We start from the raw sequence: 23,682 nt of genomic DNA, 5'->3' as shown, positions 1-23,682 counted from the left end.
CGCGCCCGGCCGCCGACCTGCTCGCGCCGCCCCGACCGGCCGGTCGCTCACCGTCTGCTGCCGTCAGCAAGCGGGCACGGCACACACCTGAATGCCGGATCGGGCGCGGTGGGTTGGGGCATGCTGGGGGGGCTCACAGGCGCTGCTTCGGTGGCAGGAGGCCGGTCAGTGTTACGCATTCACTTCACGGCGGAAGACCTCGTCCGGACCCGGGTGGCCGCAACGATCGGCGTCGCAGCGGAGGTCTACTACAGCCTGGAGCTGCTGAGAGAGAACCGGGAGCTTCCTCACTTCCGTACGTGGCGGTCAGCGGTCGCAGGCCGGATGGGAGCGGACACGCGCCCCCTGACGTCCCTGGTTCCGGTGCGCGGTCCCGGGCTTGATCTGCTGGCCCTGATGGGTGATGTGCCCTCCCTGGACCACGCCGTGGACAACCTGCTGTACGCCCCGGTGTCCCGGCTGCGACGCGAGTTCGAGGGTCTCGACTTCCACCCCGGACACCTGCCATGGGCCAGACGGGTCTCCGAGGGCGACCGCGACGCGCGGAGAGAGCTCGCCGAGGCCGTGCGCGCCTGCCATCGGCTGACCGTGGAGCCCTACTGGCATCGAGGGCGGTCCGAACTGGTCGCGCTGTCCACCCGTTGCGCGCACCTGATGCTGGAGGGAGGCATCGATCTGCTGCTGCGTTCGGTCTGCGCACCACTGGTCCGCTGGCGTCCGCCGGTGCTCGAAGCTCCCTACCCGCGCCGAGTCGAGGTGCGCCTCCAGGGAAGGGGGCTGATCATCACGCCCACGGTCTTCGCGAAGCGCCCGGTGAGCTTTCTGTGGGACCCGCTCGATACTGCCCAGCCACCCCGACTGACCGTGCCGGCTCTCCGGCGGCCGCTGGCCGGTACCGGACCGGCGGAAGCGGACGGCTCCGCCGTGCGGAACCTGGAGTCTCTGCTCGGCCGCACGCGAGCTGCCGCTCTGCAGGTGACAGCAGAAGGCTGCACGACGAGCGAACTGGCCCGCCGCCTCAACGTCACGGCCGCCGCGGCCAGTCAGCACGCGACAGTGCTGCGGAACACGGACCTCATCACCACCAGCCGCCGAGGCGGGTCCGTGCTGCACCTCATCACCCCCCTCGGCCTGGCCCTGCTGCGGACCGGTGCCCTGACGGAACCGTGAGTCCCGAGGGCGCCGCGGCGTCGGACCGGCGGGCGCAAGCGCCGCCCTGCCCGGGTGCCACCGGACACGCTTGCCCAGGTGCGCGAGGCGCCGCGCCTGCCATCCCGGCCCCCCTTTAAGCCGTGGCTTAAGAGGTAGGCCGCAGGTGGCGGGCCCGCCCAGGATGTGAAGCCGCAACCGGCCCGTCCCATCCTGGAGATCGCATGAAGACTCACCTAGCCGCCGCCGTCGGCTCCGCCGCGCTGACCGCGGGCGCCTTGCTGGGCGCTCCCGCCGCCGGCGCGCAGACCGCCGCCTACCCGACCACTCCCTTCGACGTCACGTACGGGGCCAGCTACGTCCGCGGCACCCTGACTTGGTACAACCGGTCGGTCGGGGTCGATGCGACACTCCGGGCCGTCGGCTGCCGCCGGGCGTGGTTCGGCGCGTACGGCGCCTCTGGCAACCAGCTCGGCGCCGTGAGCACCAGCCCTAAGTGCGACACGACGTATAAGTTCAAGGTCCCGATCCCCGCGGATGCGCCCGGTGGGGCCGCGTACGTCATCGTCTGTCTCGACGATGGGAACGCGAACCCGCTCAAGTGCGGGCGGTACAACCGACCCTGACCCGTCCGACCGGTCAGAGAGTGACGTCGCCCAACCGGCTCACGCCGTAACCGACGATGGGCGGTGTCCCACGGCGACGACGGCTCGGCCGGGCTCTTGTCCCGGTAGCCCGTAGCGCCGTAGCGCCAACTCGTGCTCGAACGTCCCGGCCGGGCCCTGAGGAAAGTCTCCTTCCGTCGACGGGTTGGTCGGTTCCGGTCAGTCTCTGATCCGTAAGAGTCATGCAGGGGGTGTGTTCGCGAACTGACGCTCCGTCGGCCAGTGGCGCCGTGCACCGCGCCTGGGCTGGCGGTTTCGGCCTCCATAGGGGCGTACGGGCCCGATCGGCGGGCACGTTCCGTGACCGAACACGCAAAGGGCAGCGCATGCCCCGGGCAGACGTGGCAGCGTGCGTGGCTTGGTGCGGGGCCAGGGACGACCTGCCACGGAGGCGGCCGGTGAGTGCGGAGCACAGATGGATACTGCTCGCAACAGTGATCGGGGCCGGCGTCGCGGTGGGCACCTGTGCCTGCCCCGGGGTGGTGCCGCTTCCCCGTCTGCTCGCTCTGGGACCGCTGCTGGCCCTCCCCGGCCTGTGGGTGATGCTGATGGCACGCGACCGCATGCGCTGCAAGGCGGCGCTCGTGCGCATGACCCGCGTCGCCGAACTCACCCAACAGGCCCTCGTACGTCCCCTTCCTTCCGATCTCGGCGGCCTGGCCACGGCCGTACAGAGCCGCTCCGCGAGCGCGGGTGTCCTGGTCGGCGGGGACCTTTACGACGCCGTCCTGCTGCCGTGCGGGCCGCGCTTGGTCGTCGGGGACGTGAGAGGCCACGGCCTGGACGCCGTCCGCATCAGCGCGGCGGTGCTCTCCGCCTTCCGCCACACCGCGGCCACGGAGCCGGACCTGATCCGCCTCGCCCACGCTCTCGACGACCGCGTACGGGACGACCTCGACGACGAGGACTTCGTCACCTTGCTCCTGGCGGACTTCGTGCCCGGCGCCGTGCGCCTGGTCAACTGCGGGCACCCGCCACCGCTGCGGGTGGGCCGGCGCATGGAGCTGATCGAACCGCCGTACCCGTCACCGCCGTTGGGCCTGTGGCCCACGCCGCGCCTGCACACCGTCCCGCTCTCCCCCGAGCAGCGCCTGCTGTTCTACACCGACGGCCTCACCGAGGCCCGGGACGCGCACGGCACCCCGCTGGCCCTCGACCACCGGGTCCGAAACGCGCTGAGGGCGCCGGCCCTCGATGAGGCCCTTGCGAACCTGGTCGGCGTCGTCGACCAGCACGCGGCCATCCGCGACAGCGGCGGCCACGGCGACGACCTCACCCTGCTGCTCGTCCAGCCCCATGCCGGCCTGCTGACCGGTCCGGCACTGCCTGTGGCGAAGAACGACGGTGTACCGGGCGCGCCGCGGGGCAACCCCGGCCGGTCGTGATCCGGCGGCGGCACTTCCGATCACTTTCGTACCGATCCTCCCGCGGCCCGAGCGCAGCCGTCATGCTGCCGCCGCACAGCGGGAGAGCGAGGAAGGGGCGTGGCCATGCGGCCGCAAAGGACCGGGAACCTGCCCCCGGAGACACGGGAGTTGTACGGCCGGCAGCAGGAACTGGCGCAGATCCGTGGGGCGTTCGACGACGGCGCCCGCCTGGTGACGCTGGCCGGGGTCGGCGGGGTGGGCAAGACGCGGCTCGCGCTGCGGGCCGCGCGCGAGGCGCAGCCGTCCTTCCCGGACGGGGTGTGGTGGGTGGAGCTCTCGTCGCTGCGCCGGGGCGCCCTGCTCGCGCACACCGTGGGCGAGGTGCTGTCGGTGGTGGACCAGACGACGCGGCCGATGATCGATGTGCTGGCCGAGTATCTGGCGGGGCGCGAGCTGCTCCTTGTCCTGGACACCTGTGAGCACCTGGTCCACGAGTGCGCGCTGGCCGCCGATGTGCTGCTGCGGGCCGCGCCGGGGCTGCGGATTCTGGTCACCAGCCGCCGCCCCCTGGGCACGCGCGCGGAGCGGCCGCTGACCGTCGACCCGCTGCCCGTCCCCGAGGGCGAGGGCGGGGCGTGCGGTGGTGCGGATGCGATGGCCCTGCTGGCCGCCCGGGCCGCCGAGGCGGTGCCCGGCTTTGCGGTCACCGACGCCAACCGGCCCGCTCTCGTGCGCCTGTCGCGCCGATTGGACGGCCTCCCGCTGGCCATCGAACTGGCCGCGGCCCGCTTGCGCGATCTGTCCGTGGCCGAGCTGACCGACAAGCTGGACGACCGATTCACCGTCCTGGGCACCACCGACGAGGTGCTGGACGACGCCGAGCCGCCCTGGCACCAGGCCCTGCGGACCGCGATCGGCTGGAGCCTGGAACTGTGCACGCCGGCCGAACGACTGCTCTGGGCCCGCCTTTCCGTCCTCGCCGGAGGCTTCGACGCCCAGGCCGCCCGGGCGGTGTGCGCCGACGCGCGCCTGCCCGAGGACACGATCCCCGCTCTCCTCGCCGCCCTGACGGACAAGTCGATCGTGACGTGGGAGCCGACCGGGGGCGGCGAGCGCTACCGGATGCTCGACACCATCCGCGAGTTCGGTGCCGCCTGGCTGCGCGGCCTCGGCGAGGAGTCCACGCTGCGCCATCGGCACCGGGACTACTTCCGGGCGCTGGCCCGGGCCGGTGATGCCGCCTGGATGGGGCCGGACCAGATCGCCTGGCGCGACCGGATGGCCGTTGAGCACGCCAATCTCCGCGCCGCGCTGGACTTCTGCCTGGCCGAGCAGGACGGGCCCAGTGCGCTGCAGATGGGCGGGACGCTGTGGTTTCTCTGGTACGCCTGCGGCTTCGCCAAGGAGGGCGAGCACTACCTCGACCGGGCCCTGGACCTGGAATCGGCACCCGGACCGGACCGTGCCAAGGCCCTGTGGGCCCGCGGTCTCGTCGGCCACACCCTGGGCGATGCCCAGATCGGCCTTGGCTTCGTCGACGCCTTCCGCAAGGCCACGGCCGACGAGGCCGATGAGACCGCCCCGCTCGCCGCTGCCCTGCTCGAGGGCGCCAGTCTCGTGCTGTGCGGTCGCCAGGCCCGGGCGGCCGAGGTGCTCGACACAGCGCCGCGCACTCCACCGTCCCCCGGGCGCTACGACGCGGCGTGGCCTCTCCTCCAGGTCGCCCGGGCCTTCGTCCACATCCAGCTCGGTCAGGTCACCGAGGCCGCCGCCGTCGCCGATGGGCTGTGCGCCGTATGCGACCGGCACGGCGAGACCCACGTCCGCGCCTGGGGCGACTACCTCCGCGCCCTCGCCGCGCTGGCCCTGGGACGAGCGCAAGAAGCCCAGGCCCACGCCCGCGACGCCCTCGGCGGCAAACGCCGCGTCCACGACAGCCTCGGCATCGCCACTGCCCTCGACGTCCTCGCCACCGCGACACTGGCCTCCGGGCACGCCGAGCGAGCCGCCCAACTCCTCGGCACCGCCGACCGGGTATGGCAGACCCTCGGTACGCCCCAAATGGGGGCACCCGATCTCCTCGCCGCCCGCCAGGCGTGCGAGGCACAGGCCCGCCAGGCCCTCGGCGACGACACCTATGAAACCGCCTTCCGCGCCAGCTACGACACCGACCCCGACACCGGCATCACCCACGCCCTCCACACCGCGACCGCGCCATGATCCGCCCTGACGGGCCCGGGCAGCTGGCTCTACCGGCTACGACTGGACCTGGGGCTCGGCATGGACTTCGGGCGGGTGCTGATGGTCGCCGCTGGCGTGGGAGGCGACGGCTGACGCGCCGTCACGGGTGATCACGGTGGCGACAACGGAATAGCCGCGCAGCACCCAACACGGCGCCCATCCCCTGCCTGCGCGTGTGCTCTGCGGCGTAACCGGGCTTCGCCGCGGCGTTCATAAGACGTTGATCAATTAAAGATCGCTCCCTGCCAGTCTTCAGCGCGGGCGCATCCGCGCCCGGGATCAGCAAGAAGACCGGCAAGAAGAAGGGAGCGTCCCTGTGCGTAAGAGACGCACGGCGGCTGCCTGGTGCGCGGCACTGGCCTTCGCCCTGCTCGCGACCCCCGCGGTCGCGGCGGACGGCCCGGAGGGGCCCACCAGACCCGACCGCCCCCAGAAGCCACGGCCACCGGCGGCGGCGAAGGCGACCGGCGGGGCGGGGGCCCCGTCGGCGACGGCGGGCACGGAGGCCGCCGCGGCGGACGACGAAGGACCGCCGACCGACGGGAAGTTCTACATCCAGAACGCCTCCAGCGGCTACCACATGTCAGCGACCGACAACCCGGTCGCCACCCACCGTCCCAAGGGTGACGAGGACCAACAGCAGTGGGAGTTCGCCCGGAACACCGACGGAACGTACAAGATCAAGAACCCGGACCGGGACGGACAGTGCGTGACCGAGCGGGAGCACGCCATGGGCCCCAGGATCGGCATCGGTCCCTGTGACGCGGAGAAAACCAACTGGGAATTCCGGCACGACAAGGGTGATCGGTACCGCATCCACGTACCGGGCTCGGAGCGCAGGCTGTGGGGCGGGCCAAAGAACGACTCTTCGGTCTGGGTGGACACTTCCGACCCGGACGCAGAGAAGCAGAACTGGTACGTCACGCCGATCAATCCGCCGAAGGCGCCGATGCCGTCGGATCCGAAGCTGGACGACGTGACGTTCCTGACGACGCACAACTCCATGCACAACACGGAGGACCAGGCTCCCGCTCTGCCCTTCCCCAACCAGCCGCACGACGTCACCACGCAGTTGAAGGCCGGGGCGCGGGCGCTCATGCTGGACGCCCACTTCTCCGAGGGGCGAGTGCGGATGTGCCACAAGATCGCCGTGCTGCACGGGTGCGGGGGTGATGTCGAGGCGGCCAAGACGTTCGCCGACATCGCCGCGTTCATGGAGCAGGACAAGGAAGCGATCATCACGGTCTTCCTGGAGGACTACACCACCGCGGAGCAGCTCCAGGAGGAGCTGAAGGAGCAGCTCGGCGAGGGCAAGCCGCTCGCCGGGAAGGTCTTCCGCCCCGACGCGGAAGGTGTCACCGAAAAGGGCTGGCCGACAGTGCGGTCCATGGTGGAGTCCGGCAAGCGCCTGCTGCTCTTCACCGGCGACGGGGACGCCCACAAGAAGGAGAACGGCAAGAACAAGCTGGGCTTCATGTACGACCAGGACTGGACCGTGCAGAACCACTGGTCCATGGGCGCGGGTCTCGGCAACGCCGACTGGAGCTGCTACAGCCGCTGGGGCCATCCGCTCACCCACGAGGACAAGAACTTCCGGCGCCTGTACGTGATGAACCACTTCCGGGACGCCCCGTTGGATCCCACCTACCGCAACGACAACGAGAAGCTCCAGGACCGCGCCGAGCGCTTCTGCGCGCCGGCCGCCCGCAAGAAGCCGAACTTCCTCGCGATCGACCAGTACAAGGACGGCGATCCCATGGCCGCCGTCAACGCTCTCAACAAGTACACGTACCACGGCGACACCCCGGGCATGGGCGGCACCCCCGAGACCCCGCCCGCCACCGGCAGCGCCGGCGACCCCGTGGACAACGCCACCGACGACCGCTCCGCCAAGCCCTCCACATCCGGTCCGCACGAGCAGTGCCGCCCCGAGGGGCTCGCCGCGACGAAGGGCGTCGACACCCCGTACTGCAGGGTGTACGGCGACGACGGGCGCGAGTGGCTCGGCGGCAACGGGCACGACAAGCGGGTCGTCGGCTACTTCACCGGCTGGCGCACCGGCGCCAAGGGCGACCCGCGCTATCTGGCGAAGAACATCCCCTGGTCGAAGGTGTCGCACGTCAACTACGCCTTCGCGAGCGTCGACGGCGGCGACCGGATCTCCGTCGGTGACACGGAAGACCCGAAGAACCCGGCGACCGGAATGACCTGGCCGGGCGTGCGCGGGGCCGAGATGGACGACTCACTCCCGTACAAGGGCCACTTCAACCTCCTCAACCGCTACAAGAAGAAGCACCCGCAGGTGAAGACGTTGATCTCGGTCGGCGGCTGGGCCGAGACGAAGAACTTCTACACCATGGCCACCAACGCCGACGGCTCGGTGAACCAGGCGGGCATCGACACGTTCGCCGACTCGGTGACGGCCTTCCTGGACCGGTACGGCTTCGACGGGGTCGACATCGACTACGAGTACCCGACCGCGCTGCCCGACAGCGGCAACCCGGCCGACTGGGAGCTGTCCAACGGCCGCCGCAAGGGCCTCCAGGCCGGTTACAACGCGCTGATGAAGACCCTCCGCGAGAAGCTGGACCGCGCGGGCGCCGACAAGGACCGCTACTACCTGCTCACCTCGGCGGGCTCCGCCTCCGGCTACCTGGTACGCGGCTACGACGCGGGCCAGGCTCTGCAGTACCAGGACTTCGTCAACGTCATGTCGTACGACCTGCACGGCTCCTGGAACAAGTACGTCGGCCCGCAGGCGCCGCTGTACGACGACGGCAGGGACGCCGAGCTGGCCGCCGCGAAGGTCTACGACGAGAAGGAGTTCGACGGGACCGGCTACTTCAACGTCGACTGGTCGTACCGCTACTACCGGGGCGCGCTGCCGCCCGGCCGCATCAACCTCGGCGTCCCCTATTACACCCGCGGCTGGCAGAACGTTTCCGGCGGCACGGACGGCCTGTGGGGCGTCTCGTCACTTCCCGACCAGGGCGCCTGCCAGCCCGGCACCGGTGAGAAGGCCGACTGCGGCCACGGCGCCGAGGGCATCGACAACGTCTGGCACGACCTCGGCACCCGGGGCGAGGAGGTCGCCTCCGGCTCCAACCCCCTGTGGCACGCGCGGAACCTCCAGGACGGCATCACCCCCGGCTACCTCCCCTCCTACGTCGACACCGGCAAGGAGTCCGGCAAGCTCAAGGGCACGTACACGGAGAAGTACGACGACACGCTCAAGGCGTCGTGGCTGTGGAACGCCGAGAAGAAGGTGTTCCTCTCCACGGAGAACGACGCCTCGATCGACGCCAAGGCGCAGTACGTGAAGGACAACGGCATCGGCGGCGTCATGCTGTGGGAGCTGGCGGGCGACTACACCAAGCGCGCGGGCGGCGAGTACGGCATGGGGTACGACGTCACCAGCCGCCTGGACGGGGCGCTGCACGGCTCCGGGGGCTACAAGACGGAACGCGCCGGTGACACTCCCCTCCCCGACGAAGTCGTGGACGTCTCCGCCGAGTTCGTCGACTACCCGACGGCCGAGGGCGACATGTGGCCGATCCAGCCGAAGCTGCGCATCACCAACAACACGGAACGGACCCTCGGCACCGGCACCGAGATCTCCTTCGACCTGCCCACGTCCACCTCGCCGCTGCTCAAGGACGAGGCGGGCACGGAGCTGAAGGACGCGGTGAAACCCGGCCGCTCCGGGCCCAACGTGGGCGGCCTGAAGGCCGACTTCCACCGCGTGACGCTGAAACTCGGCTTCTGCGAGGCCGTCGCGCCCGGCAAGTCCCACGACATCGGCCTCAAGTACTACCTGCCGGTGACCGGCCCCGCGAACGTCACCGTGTCGACCGGCGACCACACGTACGGCTCCGTCCAGGACGACCGGAAGGGCGTACGGACGGTCGAGCCGGACACCGGTGACGCCAAGGAGTGCGACGCCCCGGAGTGGAAGCCGGGCTCCGCGCACGGCAAGACGGTCGGCCGGACCTTCGCGGCCTGGGACAAGGGCGACCAGGGCTGGCAGTTCGAGTACCAGGGCAACCTGATGGACCACCACCCCGGCGAGAGCCGCGCCCACCTGGTGGAGCCGCAGCCCGGCAACCCCAACCAGCTCTGGACCCCCCGCAACGCCGGGAACGGCTGGTACACCCTCACCAACGCCGGCAAGTGCCTGACCGCGACCGGCGCGCGCGAGGACATCAAGGTCGCCGACTGCGCCTCCTCGGAGGCCCAGCGCTGGCACTTCATCCCCATCGACCCGGCGACGGGGTCGGAGGGCTCCCCCTCCACCCCCGCCCACGGCAAGCTCTTCACCCTCCGCTCGGCCGGCGGCAAGGACGTCGAGGCCGCCTACGGCGCCACGACCCCCAACACCCACCTGTGGAGCGGCAACACAGCCGACCCCGCGACCGGCGCCTACGTCTCCTGGAAGGGGTCGTACTGGGCGGCGTCCTGGTACACGACCGTCGAACCGGGCACTTCGGAGCGGGACAGCCAGGGGAAGGAGGTGCTTCCCTGGCGGAAGCTGGGGCGGGCGAGCTGACGCTGCCCTGAGGTCCTGGCTTCCTGGGGTGTGAGCCCTGCCGGGGCTTGAGTTCCAGTGGTCGTCGCAACACCCCGACGAGCCCCGACCGGACCGTGGCGCCCGCGCTTGCTCCGCGGACGCCACGGTCCAGCCGTTCGAGGGGCTCAGCAGACGTCGCGGTACGCGACTTCCGTTATGTGTTCCTGCCATTCCTCGCGTGACGGCCCGCCGGCGGCTCGCTCGCAGGCTTCGGCGGCCGCTTCGGACGGGGCGACGGTGTAGCGCCGCACGGGGGTGTGCTCCCCGACCGCGTACAGGCCCTGGCCGTCCGGGGCGAACGCCACCGAGGTGATGCGGTCTCCGGGGGTCGGTTGGTCGAGTCCGATCTGCCGTCCGGTGGCGGTGTCCCACAGACGCAGCGTCCCGTTCTCGCCGGCGGTGGCGAGGCGGTTGCCGTCCGGTGAGAAGGCCAACGCCGAGACGGGGTGGGCCTGTTCGACCCGGCCGCCGGCACGGCTTGCGGGCAGCAGGTGGAGGCGGCGCCGTACGTCACCGTCCCAGAGGCTCACCAGGCCGACCGAGTCGCCGACGGCCAGGTGGCGGCCGTCGGGGCTGAAGGCCACCGCGAGGGAGCGGGCATTGCTCAGCGGTCTCGTCACCGCCTTGCCCGAGGGAAGCCTCACCACCAGCCCCTCCGACGAGGTGACGACCAACAGCTCGTTGTCGGGCCTGACCGCGATTCCGTCCGCCTCGCCGGAGAGCACGAAGGTGACCTTCCCCCGCGCGTCGGTGTGCTCCGCCTCGACCATGCGCAGGCGCGCTCCGCTGCGTACGTTCCACAGCTCGGCGGTCTCCTTTCCCAAGGTGGCCAACCGGGTTCCGTCGGGGCTGAGAGAGACAGCGAGCACCTCATGGCCCGGTCGTACCGTGGCGATGCCACGACGGGTACGCGCGTCCCGCACGCGGACCTCGTCGGGGAGCCCTCGTCCGGGCGAGGTCCTGTGTCCGTGGGCCACCAGTCGTCCGTCGGCGCTGAGCGAGACCAGGTGACGCGGGTCGTCCTCGTACAGAGGGTTGTCCCGCTGCATGGGTACGGTGCCGACGTGCCGGGTGGGGCTGCCCTCCCGGATGCCGGTGACGCCGACGCTGCCGCGCGCGCCGTGTTCTTGGATCGTGGCCATCCGGTCGCCGCGCGAACTCAACATGGCTGTCGGCCTGTTCGCCGACTGCCAGGTCGCGATGTCGGCTGCGGGGCCCAGGTCCAGCGATCTGACTGTGGTCCCGGTCGGCCCGCCCATGCCCAGGTAGCGGATCTGCCGGGCGTCGGCGTCGAGCCAGAGGTCCATGACGTAGTCGTCGGCCGGTGTGTGACGCCACACGGGTTGTCGGGGGCGGTCCGTGCGCCACACCACGAGGGATCCGTCGGTCACCGCCGCCGCCAGCCGTCCGTCATCGCTCAGGGTGAACCGCTGGATCCGCGGGGAGTCCCCCACGTCGTCGAGGAGCGAATCGCTCGGGCCGGTCCGCGGCGGACCGGCCCCCTCCGCGAGGCTGCCGCCGTCCGGCGAGCCGTACGCGGGCAGGCGCTCTCCCGTCTTGACGTCCCAGCGGCGGATCTCGCTGCCCGTGTTGACGGCCATCGCGCCCTGGGTGAAGACGGGAGGCCCACCCACGCACGGGGAGGTGGGCCGCCCGCCCAGCAGCTCCCGGAATCTGCCGGTCCGGGTGTCCCAGAGCCGGAGGGGCCCCTTCTCCATGCTCGGGCACCACGCCAGGTGGCGTCCGTCGGAGCCCACGACGGCATCCGCGCTCATGGAGCGGCGGGACAGGAGGATCTGCCTCCGTACGTCCCACAGTTCAACGACACTCCTCTGCCCAGAGGGCGCGCCATCCAGGTCACGCTCCCCGCGGGCCAGGAGTGTCCGCCCGTCCGGTGTGAATTCGAAGTCGCCCGATGCCGTGGCGAGGGGCTTGCCGAGCCTTCGTCCGGTGGCCATGTCCCACAGCATCGTGGGACCCGATTCCGCCTGCGCGGCGACCATCTTCCCGCCCGCGCTGACCGCTGCTCCCCACATGTCCTCACGGACCGGCACGGAGCGACTCTTGTGGCTCACGGTGTCCTCTACGACGAGACGCTTCCCCCGCTGCGCGACCACGGCGCGACCGTCGGCGGAGACCACGGGGTCGAACTGCCCGTCCCCCGGCGGCACCGCGAACACGTCCCGCTCCTTCTGCCCCACCGCCCCCAGCACGGCCGACCTCGTCTCCGCGGTGTCCGCGATCCGCCACGCCGCCACGCTCAACCGCATCGCGAGCCGCGGGTCGCTCGACCGTGCCTTCTCCGCGACAGCGGCCACGCGCTGGGCCTCCGCCCGGACGCGCCGGCGGTCGTTGTCCTCGCTCTCCCGCCAGGCGATCACCCCCGCGGTCAGGGAGAGGGCGAGCAGCAGGGCCAGGGTCGCCGTCAGCCCCCGCAGTCGACGGGTGGCGCGCGCCTTGCGGGCGCGCACACGATCACGCTCGGCGCGGCTCGCGGTGAGGAAGTCCTGCTCCAGCTCGCTGAGCTCGCCGCGGCGACCCTCCGATCCCAGGAGATCGTCCGCGGTGGCGAGAAGGGTGCCCCGGTACAGCGCGGCCTGGTCGCGGTCCAACCCGTCCCAGTCGGCGGCGGCTTGGGTCATCTTGCGCCGGACGACGAGTCGTTGGCGGTCGTCGTCGATCCATTGACGCAGTCGGGGCCACGCGGTGATCAGAGCCTCGTGGGCCAGGTCGACGGTGTGGTCGTCCACGGTGACGAGGCGGGCACGGGCCAGGTGCTCCAGGGCGACCTCGGCGGTGGTCGCGTCACCGCCGCCCAACGACGTGCGCGGCAGGGGGCATCGCGTGTCCGGTGCTCCCTCACCGGGGGTGACCAGGCGCAGCAGAATGCGCCTGGCGGCGGCCGCTTGGTCCGGGGTGAGCTGGGTGTAGAGGCTCTCGGCGGTCTGAGCGATGGCGCCATGGATGCCGCCGGCCGCTTCATAGGCCCGCAGTGTCAGGGTGCGGCCGTGGCGTCGGCGCCAGGTTTCCAGGAGGGCGTGGGACAGGAGCGGCAGCCCGCCCGGCTCTTGGCTCACCTCCTTGATGAGGCGATCGGTCAGGGCCCGCTCCACGATCAGCCCGTCTGCCTGGGCGGGTTTGACGATCACCGCGCGCAACTCGTCGGCGGCCATGGGGCCCACCGGGACGCTCGAGCCACGGACGGCGGCCGCCAGTCCGGGGAGCGCCAGGCAGCGGCCGTAGAAGTCGCCTCGGACACCCAGCACGACGCGCAGTCCGCTGCCGGGCTCGGTGGCGGCCAGGAGCCGGGTCAGGAAGTCGGCCCGCTCGACCGGGTCGTGACAAAGGGTGAAGACCTCCTCGAATTGGTCCACGATCAGCCATGTGTCACCGTCGCCCGGTGCGGGAGTCAAGACGTCTTCGCGGGTGCGGACGGGGTGTTCGCCCGGCGTGAGGATCCGGATCGCCTCAGGCTGCCGCGCCGGACCGGTCAGGCTGCGCAGCCTGGGTACGAGGCCGGCCCGCAACAAGGACGACTTGCCGCTGCCCGAGGGGCCGACGACCGCCACGACGCGGTGCTCGGTCGCCGTCCGTGCGAGGTCGTCGGCCAGGTCACCGCGGCCGAAGAAGAGGTGCTCGTCCCCCACGTCGAAGCGCGCGAGGCCCCGGTAGGGAGGCGGCCTCCCGTCATCCGCCGTGCCGCTGATCCGCTGGGCCTCTTCCCGGGCCGCCGCACGCCAGCGCTGCTCCCACTCGTCCGGGTCTCCCCCGCACACGGTGACGTACGCCAGCGCCACCGGCAGTGAGGGCAGTTGCTCCCCCGCGGCTGCTCGCGACAGCGCCGTGACGGAGAATTCCACCTGCCGGGCCATCTGCCGGTAGGTGATTCCGCCCGTCTCCTGCCGGAGTTTGCGCAACTCGAACGCGAACCTCTGGACCGGTCCCTGTCCAGGATCGATGTCCGTCTCCGGACGCCCCACGTGCTGCCCTTCCCCCGTACCAGCCGCACTCTCGCCTCATCCGAACACGCCCCCCGCCGGCTTGGAAGCGGCTATCTGGCCAAGCAGGTCCTCTGACCTGCCTCCGAGAGGTCTCAGTGCTTTCGGGGGCTCAACGTTCGTTGCCTGGTTTGCCGTTGTGGTTCCTGAGGTCATCGGGTGTCAGTGGATTCATGGCAGTCACATCGCGTGGGGTGATCGAGAAGCCCTGCCAGTGGACCGGCATGGGTTCTTGGTCCTCGTCCCTGGCTATGTGGTGGAATCCGATGTTGACCCAGGCGATCGGGTGTTTGAGGGTCTGGCCGTTCACCCACTTGTCGACGCTGTTGTGCGTGCAGCCGTTGATCAGTGCGTTGTTGTGACTCGCGTACTGCTCGCACGCCTTGTAGTCGGTGAAGTAGATGTCGTGCTTGGTGAAGGGCCGGCCCGCATGCCTGGCGGTGGGTCCGGGGACGAACTCGTAGGAACGCGCGTGTCCGTCCTTGTTCTTGCCGGTCGCGCTGACCATCCGCCACCAGCGCATGGTCTTGAGGTCGCCGCTGAGTTCCTTGGTGACGGGGGTGCGGGCGGTCTTCGTCCGGGGGCTGCCGTTGCCGGTGGGCGGGGTGACGGTGGAGTCGTACTGCTCGACCCGCCCCTTGGGGGAGCCGTCCAGGCCGAAGTTCAGCCGCCAGAACACGTTGTGGCTGTGGCTGGTGCTGAAGTCCTTGGCGCCCTTGCCGATCGGCCAGCCACGGCCGTCGCCCGCGTCGTAGTCGTCCGGGGAGAGGCTGCCGGTGGCGCCGACGTTCGAGGTGATGGTGCCGTCGGACGAGAACCGCCACTCGGTGATGTACTCGTACCAGTCCACCTCGTTCACGACGTAGAGCAGCAGGTCCTTGCCCTGGGACTGCCAGACCTTGCCGTCTTCGTTCAGCCGGTAGGCATGGCCGCGTGCGCGGGTCGTGGCGCACAGCCCCTGCACCAGGTCGGTGCCCTTCTTGACCGTCTTGATCGTGCCGCCCGGGCATTCGGCCGGCTTGAGCTTGAGCAGGTTCTTGCCGAAGTCGTAGCCCGTCAGGTCGTCGTACTCGCTCTCGCCGTCGTCGTACGGCACATGGACCTGGGCGAGCTTGGCGGTGCTGAGGACCTTGATGGGCCGGGGCTCCGCCTTGGGCTGATAGGAGACGTTGTTCAGGACGAGTCCGGCCTCGGTGTCGTAGTGCACGCACATGCGCCACGTGGTGCCGCCGTCGAGTTTCTGCTCGATGCGGGACGCCGCACTGCAACCGGGCGCGGGGGCCGCTGCGGGGGCGTCGGGCGCCTTGGGCGCCGCCCCCGCAGGCGTGGCAGCGGTGGTGAGGACGCCGCCGCCCAGCAGCACGGCGGCGGCGAGGGCCGACGCTGCCTTCTTGCGGGCGCGCTTCGCTCTTTTCAGGTCCATGCCGGAGAACTCCTGTGTACGGGACGGGTGATGGGCCGATGGCGGGGGCGGACGTGAGCCGGGCGGGGCTCAGCGGGCGCGAGCCGGGCGGGGCTCAGCGGACGCGAGCCGGGCAGAGCTCAGCGGACGCGGGTGACGGTCCGCGCGCTCAGGTCGACGATCAGGTCCCTGGTGTTGATCCACGGGCCGTGCACGACCTTGGACATGACCCGGACACACCGGTGCTCGCCGCATGCGGCCAACCGCGGCGGAAGCTGCTCCTCCGTCTCCTTGCGGAAGGCTCCGCCGCTCAGGACCAGTTGGCCGGGCGAGGTCAGCTCCTTGCCCATGATGTCCTTGTAGTCCGCCTTGAGGCCCTTGCCGAGCGGGTCGGCGATGATCAGTGCCGCGGCCTGAGCCACCTCGTCCCTCGTCGGCGGGGGCTGGGCGCCGCGTGCGGTGTCGGCCTGCTCGACCTTGCCGGTCGTGAGGTTCACCGTCTTGGTCAGGAGGGTGTCGTCCGCGTAGTTGTAGTACGTGACGCGGGCGCGGCGGGGCGGTGTGGCGTCGTCGGCCTCCTCAGGGGGCAACTCGGCCAGATTGGTGGAGATGTGCTGAGGGCCACGATGGCCCTCGACGTCCTCGCTCCTCATGCGCACGGCGCCGGTGAGAGCCAGCTGCTCGGCGCGCTCGAGCTCTCTGTCGGTCAGCGGGTCGCTGCCGATGCCCTTGTCCCCCTCGGGCGGCGCGGCCTCCACGACCCCTGGCCGCGGCGCCTGTTGCTGCTGCGCGGCCGCGGCCGCATCCGGGCGGGCGCCCTGCTCGCCCGCTCCGGCCGACCCGGGCAGGGCGACGGCCACGGCGACGGCCGTGCCGCTCAGCGCCACGGCCGCACCGGCCACTGCCTTGCCGAGATTTCTGCGTATCAGATCACGCACATGGTCCCCCGTGTCGAGTGTCTTCTCCGGCCGAGCAACAGCGGTGCCTCTGCCGCGTTCGAGGTCGAGTTCAGCGGCCCACGAGTTGTTCAGCACCCCCTTTGGACGCCGCTGAACAATCCCGGAGCGACGCGGCCGGATCCGGGCCTACCGGAAGGTTGGCTGCTACACGGGGTACACGCGGTCCATGGTCACTGATGTGGAGTGGGCGGCTTTCGTTCCGTCGGCGCTGCTGCTGGCCGCCACGCCCGGAGCCAACCAATTATTGACCCTGCGTAATGGTCTGCGACATGGTCTGGCCCCGGCTGTCAGCGCGTCACTGGGGCGTTTCACGGCTTTCGCGTTGATGGTGGTGGCGGTCGCGGCAGGTCTTGGAGCTGTGCTGGCCGCCTCCGAAGTGGCGTTCAACGTCATCAAGTGGTGCGGTGTGGTCTACCTCTTGTGGCTGGGAGCAAGGACGGTCCTGACCGCTCTGCGTGGGCAGGACCGAGCCGAAGCCGCACCCGATGCCGGACGGGACGCCGCAGCGCGGAGCGCGGGCGGCGGCCATCGCTCCTCGTGGCGGCTGGCCTGGCAGGAGTTCTTGGTCGCGGCGACGAACCCGAAGGCGCTCATCCTGTTCACGGTGTTCCTGCCGCAGTTTTTGCCGCGCGGCGCCGAGGGAGTCGCGGTTCCCCTGCTGGCCCTCGGCACCGCCTATATCGCCATCGAGTTCTGTTGTGCCTGCGGTTGCGCCACGCTGGGAAGCCGCCTGAAGAGCATGGGCATCGGTCGGCGTGCCCGGCGCCGGCTGGACGGTCTGACGGGCGGGGCGATGCTGGGGCTGGCCGCCTGGCTGGCGACGGAGAACCATTGAGACGCCGGGGCTGCCCCGCACAGCCTGCTCGATGTTGCGCAGCCGGTTGGAGACGACGTAGTTCTTGTGAACCGCGCACGCTTGCAGGGCACGGCAGCCTGCTCGGTAGAAGTTGATGTGGGCCGCGGCCCGGTTGACACGGGTGCGCGGCCCGCAGCAGGTGCAGGCTCTCTCCGGCACCGCAGCCGATGTCCATCACGCTCAAGCGGGTGCTCCGGGGCACCTCCCTCGAGAGCGCGGCCCGCAGGTTTGCCTCGGCGGAGAGTACGCAGAGGTCCAGACCGCGTCGGATCAGCGGACAACGCGGCTGAGACCTGTTGCCGCCCGGGCTGAACCGCCCCGCCGCCCCACTCGCCCGCCCTCCGTCCGGGCAACCCATTTCGGCGCCCCGAGGTTGCCCGCCCGATCCCCCTTTCTCGTACGCATTCGTCCGCCGTCCGCCTTTCAAGTCGCTGTGCACAAATCGACAACTGCTGCGCACGCTCAGTCAAAGACTTTCCGCCGCACCGTGCGGCACGCTCCTGAGCAGATACCGGAGAAGCTGTCAGAACGGCGGAGAACCGTGGAGACGACGGAGCGGACGGAACAGGAAGACGTGCTTTCGGCCCTCTTTCCCCGGGCCGGGGCCAAGGAAGTCAGGAGCGCGGTGCGGGAGGGGCTTCGGCTCACGGAAAGCGTTGAACCCGCAATGTTTGAAGGAATTCGGGACTCCGCACTCCTCGCCCACGACGCCCGCGCTCTCGTGGGCGGCCATCCGCACGGCGTACGGCTGCATCTGACCCGCTCGCCGGGCCGGTACCGGGCCGACATCGTCGTCGACGGCCGGCAGGGGGGCGCCTTCTTCGACGACGGCGTGTCGGTGAACCTGGAGGAGTTCGACCGGGTCTGCCCGGCGGCCGACTCCCTGCTCGACGCGCTGGCCCACGCCTTGGGCGTACCGCGGCGATTCTGCGGATGCTCCGCCTTCGTCTCGCCTCCGGGCAGCGGCCTGCCCCTGCACTTCGACGACAAGGACGTCGTGATCGTGCAGGTCACCGGAGACAAACGCTGGCGTCTCGCCGCCAACACAGGGGTGCGCTATCCGACGGCCAACTACGCGGCGGGCGGCCGCGTCTCCACCGAGCTGGCGCGCTACTACCGCCCCGAAGCGCCGGGCGCCGGAGCGCCCGAGCGGTGCGACACCGTCGACCTGGGGCCGGGGGACAGCCTGTTGCTGCCGCGCGGCCACTGGCACGGAACCGAGGCGCACCAGGACGCGGCATCCGTCTCGCTCTCGTTCGGCATCGCAGCTCCGTCATGGTCCGCGGTCTTCCTGGAGCGGCTGAAGACGCGGCTCCTCACCGTCGACCACTGGCGGGCCCCGGCCGTCCGGCTGGACGGCGACGGCGGGAGCTTTCTGCCCGCCGATCTCATCCAGCGCATGGACGGGGCGATCTCGGAACTGCTGTCCGGCCCATTCGGCCGGGCGCTTTCCGAGGAAATTCCCCAAGGCCGGACGACCTGTTCGGCTGACGCACCGTCAAAACCGGCTCCGGCAAGGGGCCGGGGAATGGGAGAAGAAAATGTCGGAGAACATCACGACCGCTGAGATCGAGGAAGTCGACATCGAGGTCGGATTCATCATCGGCTCCTCCTGCTGCTCCCTCGAGATGGAAGAGGACGACCTGGACGTCGCCGCCGACGAGTGAGGCGGACGGGGACGCTGCCGTCCGAACGGCACGCCCCGTAAGTCCTGAGCAAGAGCGCAGCACCACACCGCACCCATGACAAGGAGCCCTTCATGACGGGGAGTTCGTCGCCGGAAGCCGTACAGCGCGGCCCTCGCCAGGAGACTCCTCCGGGAGCGGTCGGCGCCTCGGGCGGCACGGCCAGGTCGCCGCTGCCCGAGGCGCACCCTCTGCTCGACCGGATCATCCGCCAGGAGCAGGTGTTCGCCGCGGTCCCCCGGGTCCGTCGGAGGCCGGGTGACCCGGCTGTGTACAGCCACACCTGTCTGCCGGGTCCCGCGGTGGCGGAACTGGGGCGCTTCGGCCGGTACACGAAGTGCGCGGGCGCCGGGTTCCGGCCCGCCGACAGCTGGATCGCGGCGGCCGCCGAGGGACTTGAGCGCTACTACGCCATCAGGTACAGCCGGACCGCGCCCTGCCGCAGCGGCAGTTGGGCCGCTGATCCCGAGGCGCGCGTCCACCCCGGCGCGTGGACGCCGTTCGCAACCGAGCAGTACGCCGAACCGGGCTTCCCCTTCCGGCCGTTGACCGAGGACAGCGAACTGCGGTGGTACCCGGGCGAGGACCTGCACACCGGAGACGGCCTCTGGCTGCCAGGACCGGCAGTCTGTTTCCCCTACCTCAGGTCCAGGGCGGAGCCCGGCATGCTGCCGGCCGTCACCACCGGACTCGCCTTCGGGTTCGGGACGGAGAACGCCACCCGTTCCGCTCTGTGGGAAGTGATCGAACGCGACGCCCTGGTGCTCGCCTGGCACTGGCAGCTGCCCGCACGCAGGATCGACGCGGACACCGGGCTGTGCCGTCAGCTGCGCGACGCCGCCGAACTCGACGACCGCTACACCGTCGACGCCTTCGACATCACCTCCGACCTCGGCATTCCCGTCTGCCTGGTGATCCTGCGGGTGCGGGACGCGGCCGGGCCGCTCCTCGCCGTCGGCTCCGCCTGCCGCGGGAGCCTGGACGCCGCCCTGCGCAAGGCATTCCTCGAGGCCCTCCAAGGCGTGCCGTACGTGCGGCACTTGTGCGCGACCCAGGCGGACTGGGTCTTCGGCGGTGACTTCGCCGAGGTGCGCTCCTTCGAGCACGGCGCCGCCTTCTACTCGCTGTTCCCCGATCAGCTGGACGCCTGTCTCGCGGCCCGCCCGGAGTTCCTGAACGTCCGGGGCGACGCGGTCACCGTGGAGGACGGACCGGACGCGACGCCGACCCTCGACACGACGCCGGACCGCGACACCGCGCCGCCGGGCCTCGACGCGACCCTCGCCGCGCTGCACCGGCGCGGCCACCGGGCGTACGGGGTCGACATGAGCGCCGACGTGCTGCGCGCCGCCGGCTGCGTCGTCCGCCGGGTCGTCGTGCCCGGCCTGTACAGCCTCGAAGGCGCGCACCGCTTCCGCAACCTGGACCCGGCGCGCGCCAGGGCCGTCGGAGCGCTCACCGGCGACGCGCCCGACCCGCACCCGTTCCCCCATCCGTTGCCCTGACCCGCGACCGCGAGGAGGTGCCCCGATGAGCGGAGAGTTCCCGATGAGCTGGAAGGCCGTACCCCTGGTGAGCCCCTCGGGGCCGTCCCCGGCGCGCTGTCCGGCACACGCCGGGCAGGACGACGCGGAACGGGCCGAGGCAGGCGAGGGCCCGGCCCCGGGCGGGCACTTGGAGGAGTTGCGCCGAGAGCCGCTGGGCCTGCTGCGCCGGTCGGCCAAGGAGAGCGCGCACCGGCTGGCCCGCCTCGACACCGGTCCGGGCGCCTGCCTCGTCGTGAGCGACCCGGACGCCGTGGACGTCGTACTCACGGACCACGACGCCGCGTTCTTCAAACCGAAGATGGAGCGGTGGAAGCAGGTCCTCGGCGAGAACGTGCTGACCAGCGAGGGGCCCGCCTGGGCCCGGTCGCGGCGCAGAAGCATGCGGATCACGGGGGCCCGGTATGTACGGCGTGCCGCGCGCGTGGTCGCGGAGGTCACGGACGAGCGGCTGCGGAGCTGGGCGGGCACGGGCGCGGTGGGAGTGGACGGCGCCGCCGACAGCCCCCGCAGCCCCTGTATCCCCGGTAGTCACGACATCCCCGACATCCACGAGGAGATGCGCACCCTGACCCTCGCCGCGGTCCTGCGGCACCTGTGCGGCACCGACGACGACTTCGACCTGCGCGCCTTCGGGCGTCATCTGCGGACGGTGATGGAGTGCATCCACGCCCTGGAGTCCGCGCCGGCCGGCGCGGAGCCGAGCGCGCGCGTCGAGCGCGCCTTCGCCCACGCCGCCGGGGAGCTGCGCGCCGCGGTGCTCCGGCTGGTGGCCTCGCACGCGGGCGGTGACGACCTCGTCGGGCTGCTGACGGCGCCGCCCGACACCGCATCGGACGACGGACGCGCCGCGGAGCCGCTGACCCCCGACCAGGTCTGCGACGAGGTCCTGGCGCACCTCATCGCCGGGCACGAGTCGACGGCCACCGCGCTGGCCTGGTCGCTGCTGCTGCTCAGCCGCGACGCGGACGTCACCCGCCGCGTGCGTACCGAGATCGGGACGACGGTCGGCGGCCGGGCCCCGGGCCCGGCCGATCTGGCCGGGATGCCGCTGCTCCAGGCGGTGTTCACGGAAGCGCTGCGGCTGTGTCCCCCGGCGTGGACGATCATGCGGGCCACGGGGCGGCCCTGTGAGCTCTCCGGTGTGCGACTGCCCGCGGGGGCCGTGCTGCTCGCCTCGCCGTACAGCATCCAACGCTCCGGGCGCTGGTTCCCGCGGCCCGACGAGTTCCTCCCGGACCGGTGGCTCGGTGACGCGGCGGCCGGGGCGCCCAGGTACGCGTACTTCCCCTTCGGAGGCGGCCGCCGGTCCTGCCCCGGCCGGATGCTGGCGCAGGTCACCGCCGGGGTTGTCCTGACCCGGGTGCTCCAGGGCTTCCGGATCGAACCCGTCGGCGAGCCGCCGACGGCCGACGTCGGCATCATTCTGCGCCCCAGCCCCGGAACGAGGCTGCGGGCAGTCCCCCTGCGACGGGAATCCGCCGGGCAACGAGAGGAGTCACCATGAGGCAGGCGACGACCAGGCTGGTCGCGGGGCTGATGCGCAAGGAGGAGTTCGCCGGGCGGTCGCTCGAGGAAGCGATGGCGCGCTACGTCATCAGCCCCACGCTGGCTTCGCGCACGGCGGCCGTGCACTGCAGTCACTCGGGGCGCCTCGCGTCGCCCGGAGTGGTGGAACTGCGGTGCACCACCCGCGTCGAGGGCCTGACCAAGCCCTTCGCGGTCAAGCACACCTACAGCTTCCCGCTCCTCAACGAGGTGCGGGAGTCGGGCCTGGTGCTCCGCCCGGATGCCCCCGGCGGGACGACCGAGACCCTCGTCGCGCTGAAGGACGGCGCCAAGAGCTACGTGAACGTCGCCGTGCACGACGACGAGGGCTACATGCTGTACTCCTCGGTGCTGACCTACAACCGGCGCGGCGAAGTACGGCCCTACGTACCGGTGTTCCCCGACAAGTTCACCTCGCCTCTGTCCCTGGGGCAGGCCGACCTGGGCGAGGCGGTCGACGAGCAGGGGCGCCGTGTGCTGCGGCTGGTTCTCGGGCTCGAGGAGCTGACCGGCCCGACCGTCGTGAAGGTCGGCTACAACACCGTGGGCATCCAGGAGGTACGCCGGTTCGAAGCGGCGCCCGCCGCGCCGGTCGTCGTCTCCGACCTGCCCCTGGAGGACAATCCCGAGCTGCTGCCGGGCGAGTGGGTGATCGGCGCCACCGACGGCGAGGACCGCATGCTGGTCAACGGCATCGTCCGCATGTCCGACCTGGGCGCCTCCCGTGGAGCCTCGTCATGACGCTGCGCGAGCCCGCTGCCGGGCGCCCGCCCGGCGCGCGGGACCTGGCGGCCGCCTCGGCGGCGCTGCGCTCGCTGCGGCACCCTCGCGGCGTCGGCCGGGCCCACGACGGCTCGTTCCCCGTCCTGCCGTTGGCGGACGAGGCGTGGTTCTACGAGATGCTGCTCGTGCGGTTCGCCTCGCTGTGCCCCGAGGACACGCAGGGGTGGCGGGACCGGCTCGACGTGCTCCTGGACGATGCCTGCGCGCTGCCGGCGGACGCCCCACGGGACGCCGGGGACGCGGTCGTCCACGGGGCCGACACCGGGGGCGCCGATCTGCTGGGTGCCGCCATGCTCGCCCATCTGCTCCGCGTCCGGCGTCCGGGCGAGGCGGCCGCCGAGTGGTTCGTCGGCCAGGCGCTGGAGGCATGCGCGCGCTCGCTGCCCGCCGCGGACCGCCTGCCGCCGCTGTACACCCTGTGCCTGGCCCACAACCTCGACGAGATGGGCGAGCACGCCATGGCGCGCGCCCTGCCGGTGCCGGTCACCGCCGACGAGGCCGCGGCGGGCCTCACCGGCCCCGAACGGCTGTTGACCCAGGCGTACTTCCACACCCACGCGGTGCTGTTCGCGTTCGGCACCTTCCGCCGGACCGGGGCGGATCCCCGTCCGCTGCGGCGGAACCTGCGCTTCCTGCGGACGCACGCGCCGACGTTCGAGAGGTACGGGTGGGCGGATCTGTGCGCCGAGTCGGCGCTGTGCCTGTCGCTGTGCGGAGCACGGGACGAGGACTTCCACCGGCTCGTCGCGACGCTGCGCCGTCTGCAGCGGCCCCAGGGAGACTGGAACCATCCCCGGATCGACGCACGCCAGGCCCGGCACAGCACCATGCTGGCGGCTCTCGCCCTGCTGGAATCGGCGTGCGCGGGCGCCGCGGCACCGGATGCCGCGGCGACGGCGGAGCGTGGGTGACGGCGCG

15 protein-coding genes are annotated in these 23,682 nt (G+C 71.4%); 12 read left to right on the top strand and 3 right to left on the bottom strand.

The features are described 5' to 3' along the window. Positions 1 to 168: 168 nt before the first annotated feature. From STRAU_RS13195 to STRAU_RS43595, 5 genes are all read left to right on the top strand, one after another. Complete coding sequence (locus STRAU_RS13195) at positions 169 to 1,170, top strand: ArsR/SmtB family transcription factor (protein WP_037659065.1); 1,002 nt, start codon at positions 169 to 171, stop codon at positions 1,168 to 1,170. Positions 1,171 to 1,373: 203 nt separating this feature from the next. Continuing rightward, positions 1,374 to 1,775: a hypothetical protein gene (locus tag STRAU_RS13190; RefSeq protein WP_016640798.1), complete on the top strand. Its 402-nt coding sequence runs from the start codon at positions 1,374 to 1,376 to the stop codon at positions 1,773 to 1,775. A gap of 437 nt (positions 1,776 to 2,212) precedes the next feature. Then, entirely contained in the window at positions 2,213 to 3,199 is a 987-nt protein-coding gene (locus STRAU_RS39005; RefSeq protein ID WP_158692068.1) for a PP2C family protein-serine/threonine phosphatase, read from the top strand. Positions 3,200 to 3,304: 105 nt separating this feature from the next. Continuing rightward, positions 3,305 to 5,401: an ATP-binding protein gene (locus tag STRAU_RS13180; protein ID WP_063890352.1), complete on the top strand. Its 2,097-nt coding sequence runs from the start codon at positions 3,305 to 3,307 to the stop codon at positions 5,399 to 5,401. 337 nt (positions 5,402 to 5,738) lie between these two features. Further along, positions 5,739 to 9,968, top strand: a complete 4,230-nt coding sequence (locus STRAU_RS43595; RefSeq protein WP_016640794.1) for a glycosyl hydrolase family 18 protein — start codon at positions 5,739 to 5,741, stop codon at positions 9,966 to 9,968. Between the two features lie 146 nt (positions 9,969 to 10,114). Here STRAU_RS43595 and STRAU_RS13170 read toward each other — a convergent pair whose 3' ends face one another. The 3 genes from STRAU_RS13170 to STRAU_RS13160 all read right to left on the bottom strand — a co-directional run bounded on the left by STRAU_RS13170 (position 10,115) and on the right by STRAU_RS13160 (position 16,423). Further along, positions 10,115 to 13,969, bottom strand: a complete 3,855-nt coding sequence (locus tag STRAU_RS13170; RefSeq protein ID WP_016640793.1) for an nSTAND1 domain-containing NTPase — start codon at positions 13,967 to 13,969, stop codon at positions 10,115 to 10,117. 130 nt (positions 13,970 to 14,099) lie between these two features. After that, positions 14,100 to 15,410 carry a copper amine oxidase gene (locus STRAU_RS13165; RefSeq protein ID WP_016640792.1) on the bottom strand — a complete coding sequence of 437 codons (1,311 nt, stop codon included), beginning with the start codon at positions 15,408 to 15,410 and terminating at the stop codon, positions 14,100 to 14,102. Between the two features lie 119 nt (positions 15,411 to 15,529). Then, complete coding sequence (locus STRAU_RS13160) at positions 15,530 to 16,423, bottom strand: hypothetical protein (RefSeq protein ID WP_016640791.1); 894 nt, start codon at positions 16,421 to 16,423, stop codon at positions 15,530 to 15,532. 91 nt (positions 16,424 to 16,514) lie between these two features. On the opposite strand from STRAU_RS13160, the gene STRAU_RS13155 reads away from it, so the two are divergent. The 7 genes from STRAU_RS13155 (at position 16,515) to STRAU_RS13130 (ending at position 23,675) form a co-directional block, all read left to right on the top strand. Continuing rightward, positions 16,515 to 17,183 carry a LysE family translocator gene (locus STRAU_RS13155; RefSeq protein ID WP_016640790.1) on the top strand — a complete coding sequence of 223 codons (669 nt, stop codon included), beginning with the start codon at positions 16,515 to 16,517 and terminating at the stop codon, positions 17,181 to 17,183. Between the two features lie 688 nt (positions 17,184 to 17,871). Continuing rightward, complete coding sequence (locus tag STRAU_RS43590; protein ID WP_016640789.1) at positions 17,872 to 18,771, top strand: JmjC domain-containing protein; 900 nt, start codon at positions 17,872 to 17,874, stop codon at positions 18,769 to 18,771. Continuing rightward, positions 18,746 to 18,871, top strand: a complete 126-nt coding sequence (locus STRAU_RS41460) for a YM-216391 family RiPP peptide (RefSeq protein ID WP_016640788.1) — start codon at positions 18,746 to 18,748, stop codon at positions 18,869 to 18,871. The genes STRAU_RS43590 and STRAU_RS41460 overlap by 26 nt, the downstream gene beginning before the upstream one ends. Positions 18,872 to 18,963: 92 nt before the next feature. Then, entirely contained in the window at positions 18,964 to 20,394 is a 1,431-nt protein-coding gene (locus STRAU_RS13145) for a YcaO-like family protein (RefSeq protein ID WP_016640787.1), read from the top strand. Between the two features lie 25 nt (positions 20,395 to 20,419). Beyond that, positions 20,420 to 21,940, top strand: a complete 1,521-nt coding sequence (locus STRAU_RS13140) for a cytochrome P450 (protein ID WP_016640786.1) — start codon at positions 20,420 to 20,422, stop codon at positions 21,938 to 21,940. Next, positions 21,937 to 22,722 carry a DUF5944 family protein gene (locus tag STRAU_RS13135; protein WP_016640785.1) on the top strand — a complete coding sequence of 262 codons (786 nt, stop codon included), beginning with the start codon at positions 21,937 to 21,939 and terminating at the stop codon, positions 22,720 to 22,722. The genes STRAU_RS13140 and STRAU_RS13135 overlap by 4 nt, the downstream gene beginning before the upstream one ends. After that, positions 22,719 to 23,675, top strand: coding sequence for a hypothetical protein (locus STRAU_RS13130; RefSeq protein ID WP_016640784.1), 957 nt, complete (start codon positions 22,719 to 22,721; stop codon positions 23,673 to 23,675). Before STRAU_RS13135 ends, STRAU_RS13130 begins: the two co-directional genes overlap by 4 nt. The last annotated feature ends 7 nt before the right edge of the window (positions 23,676 to 23,682 follow it).

This window comes from Streptomyces aurantiacus JA 4570, assembly GCF_000414115.1.
GTDB classification, from domain to species: Bacteria; Actinomycetota; Actinomycetes; order Streptomycetales; family Streptomycetaceae; genus Streptomyces; species Streptomyces aurantiacus_A.
Note: the sequence above shows the minus strand (reverse complement) of the source record. Positions and strands in the feature narration are given on the sequence as shown.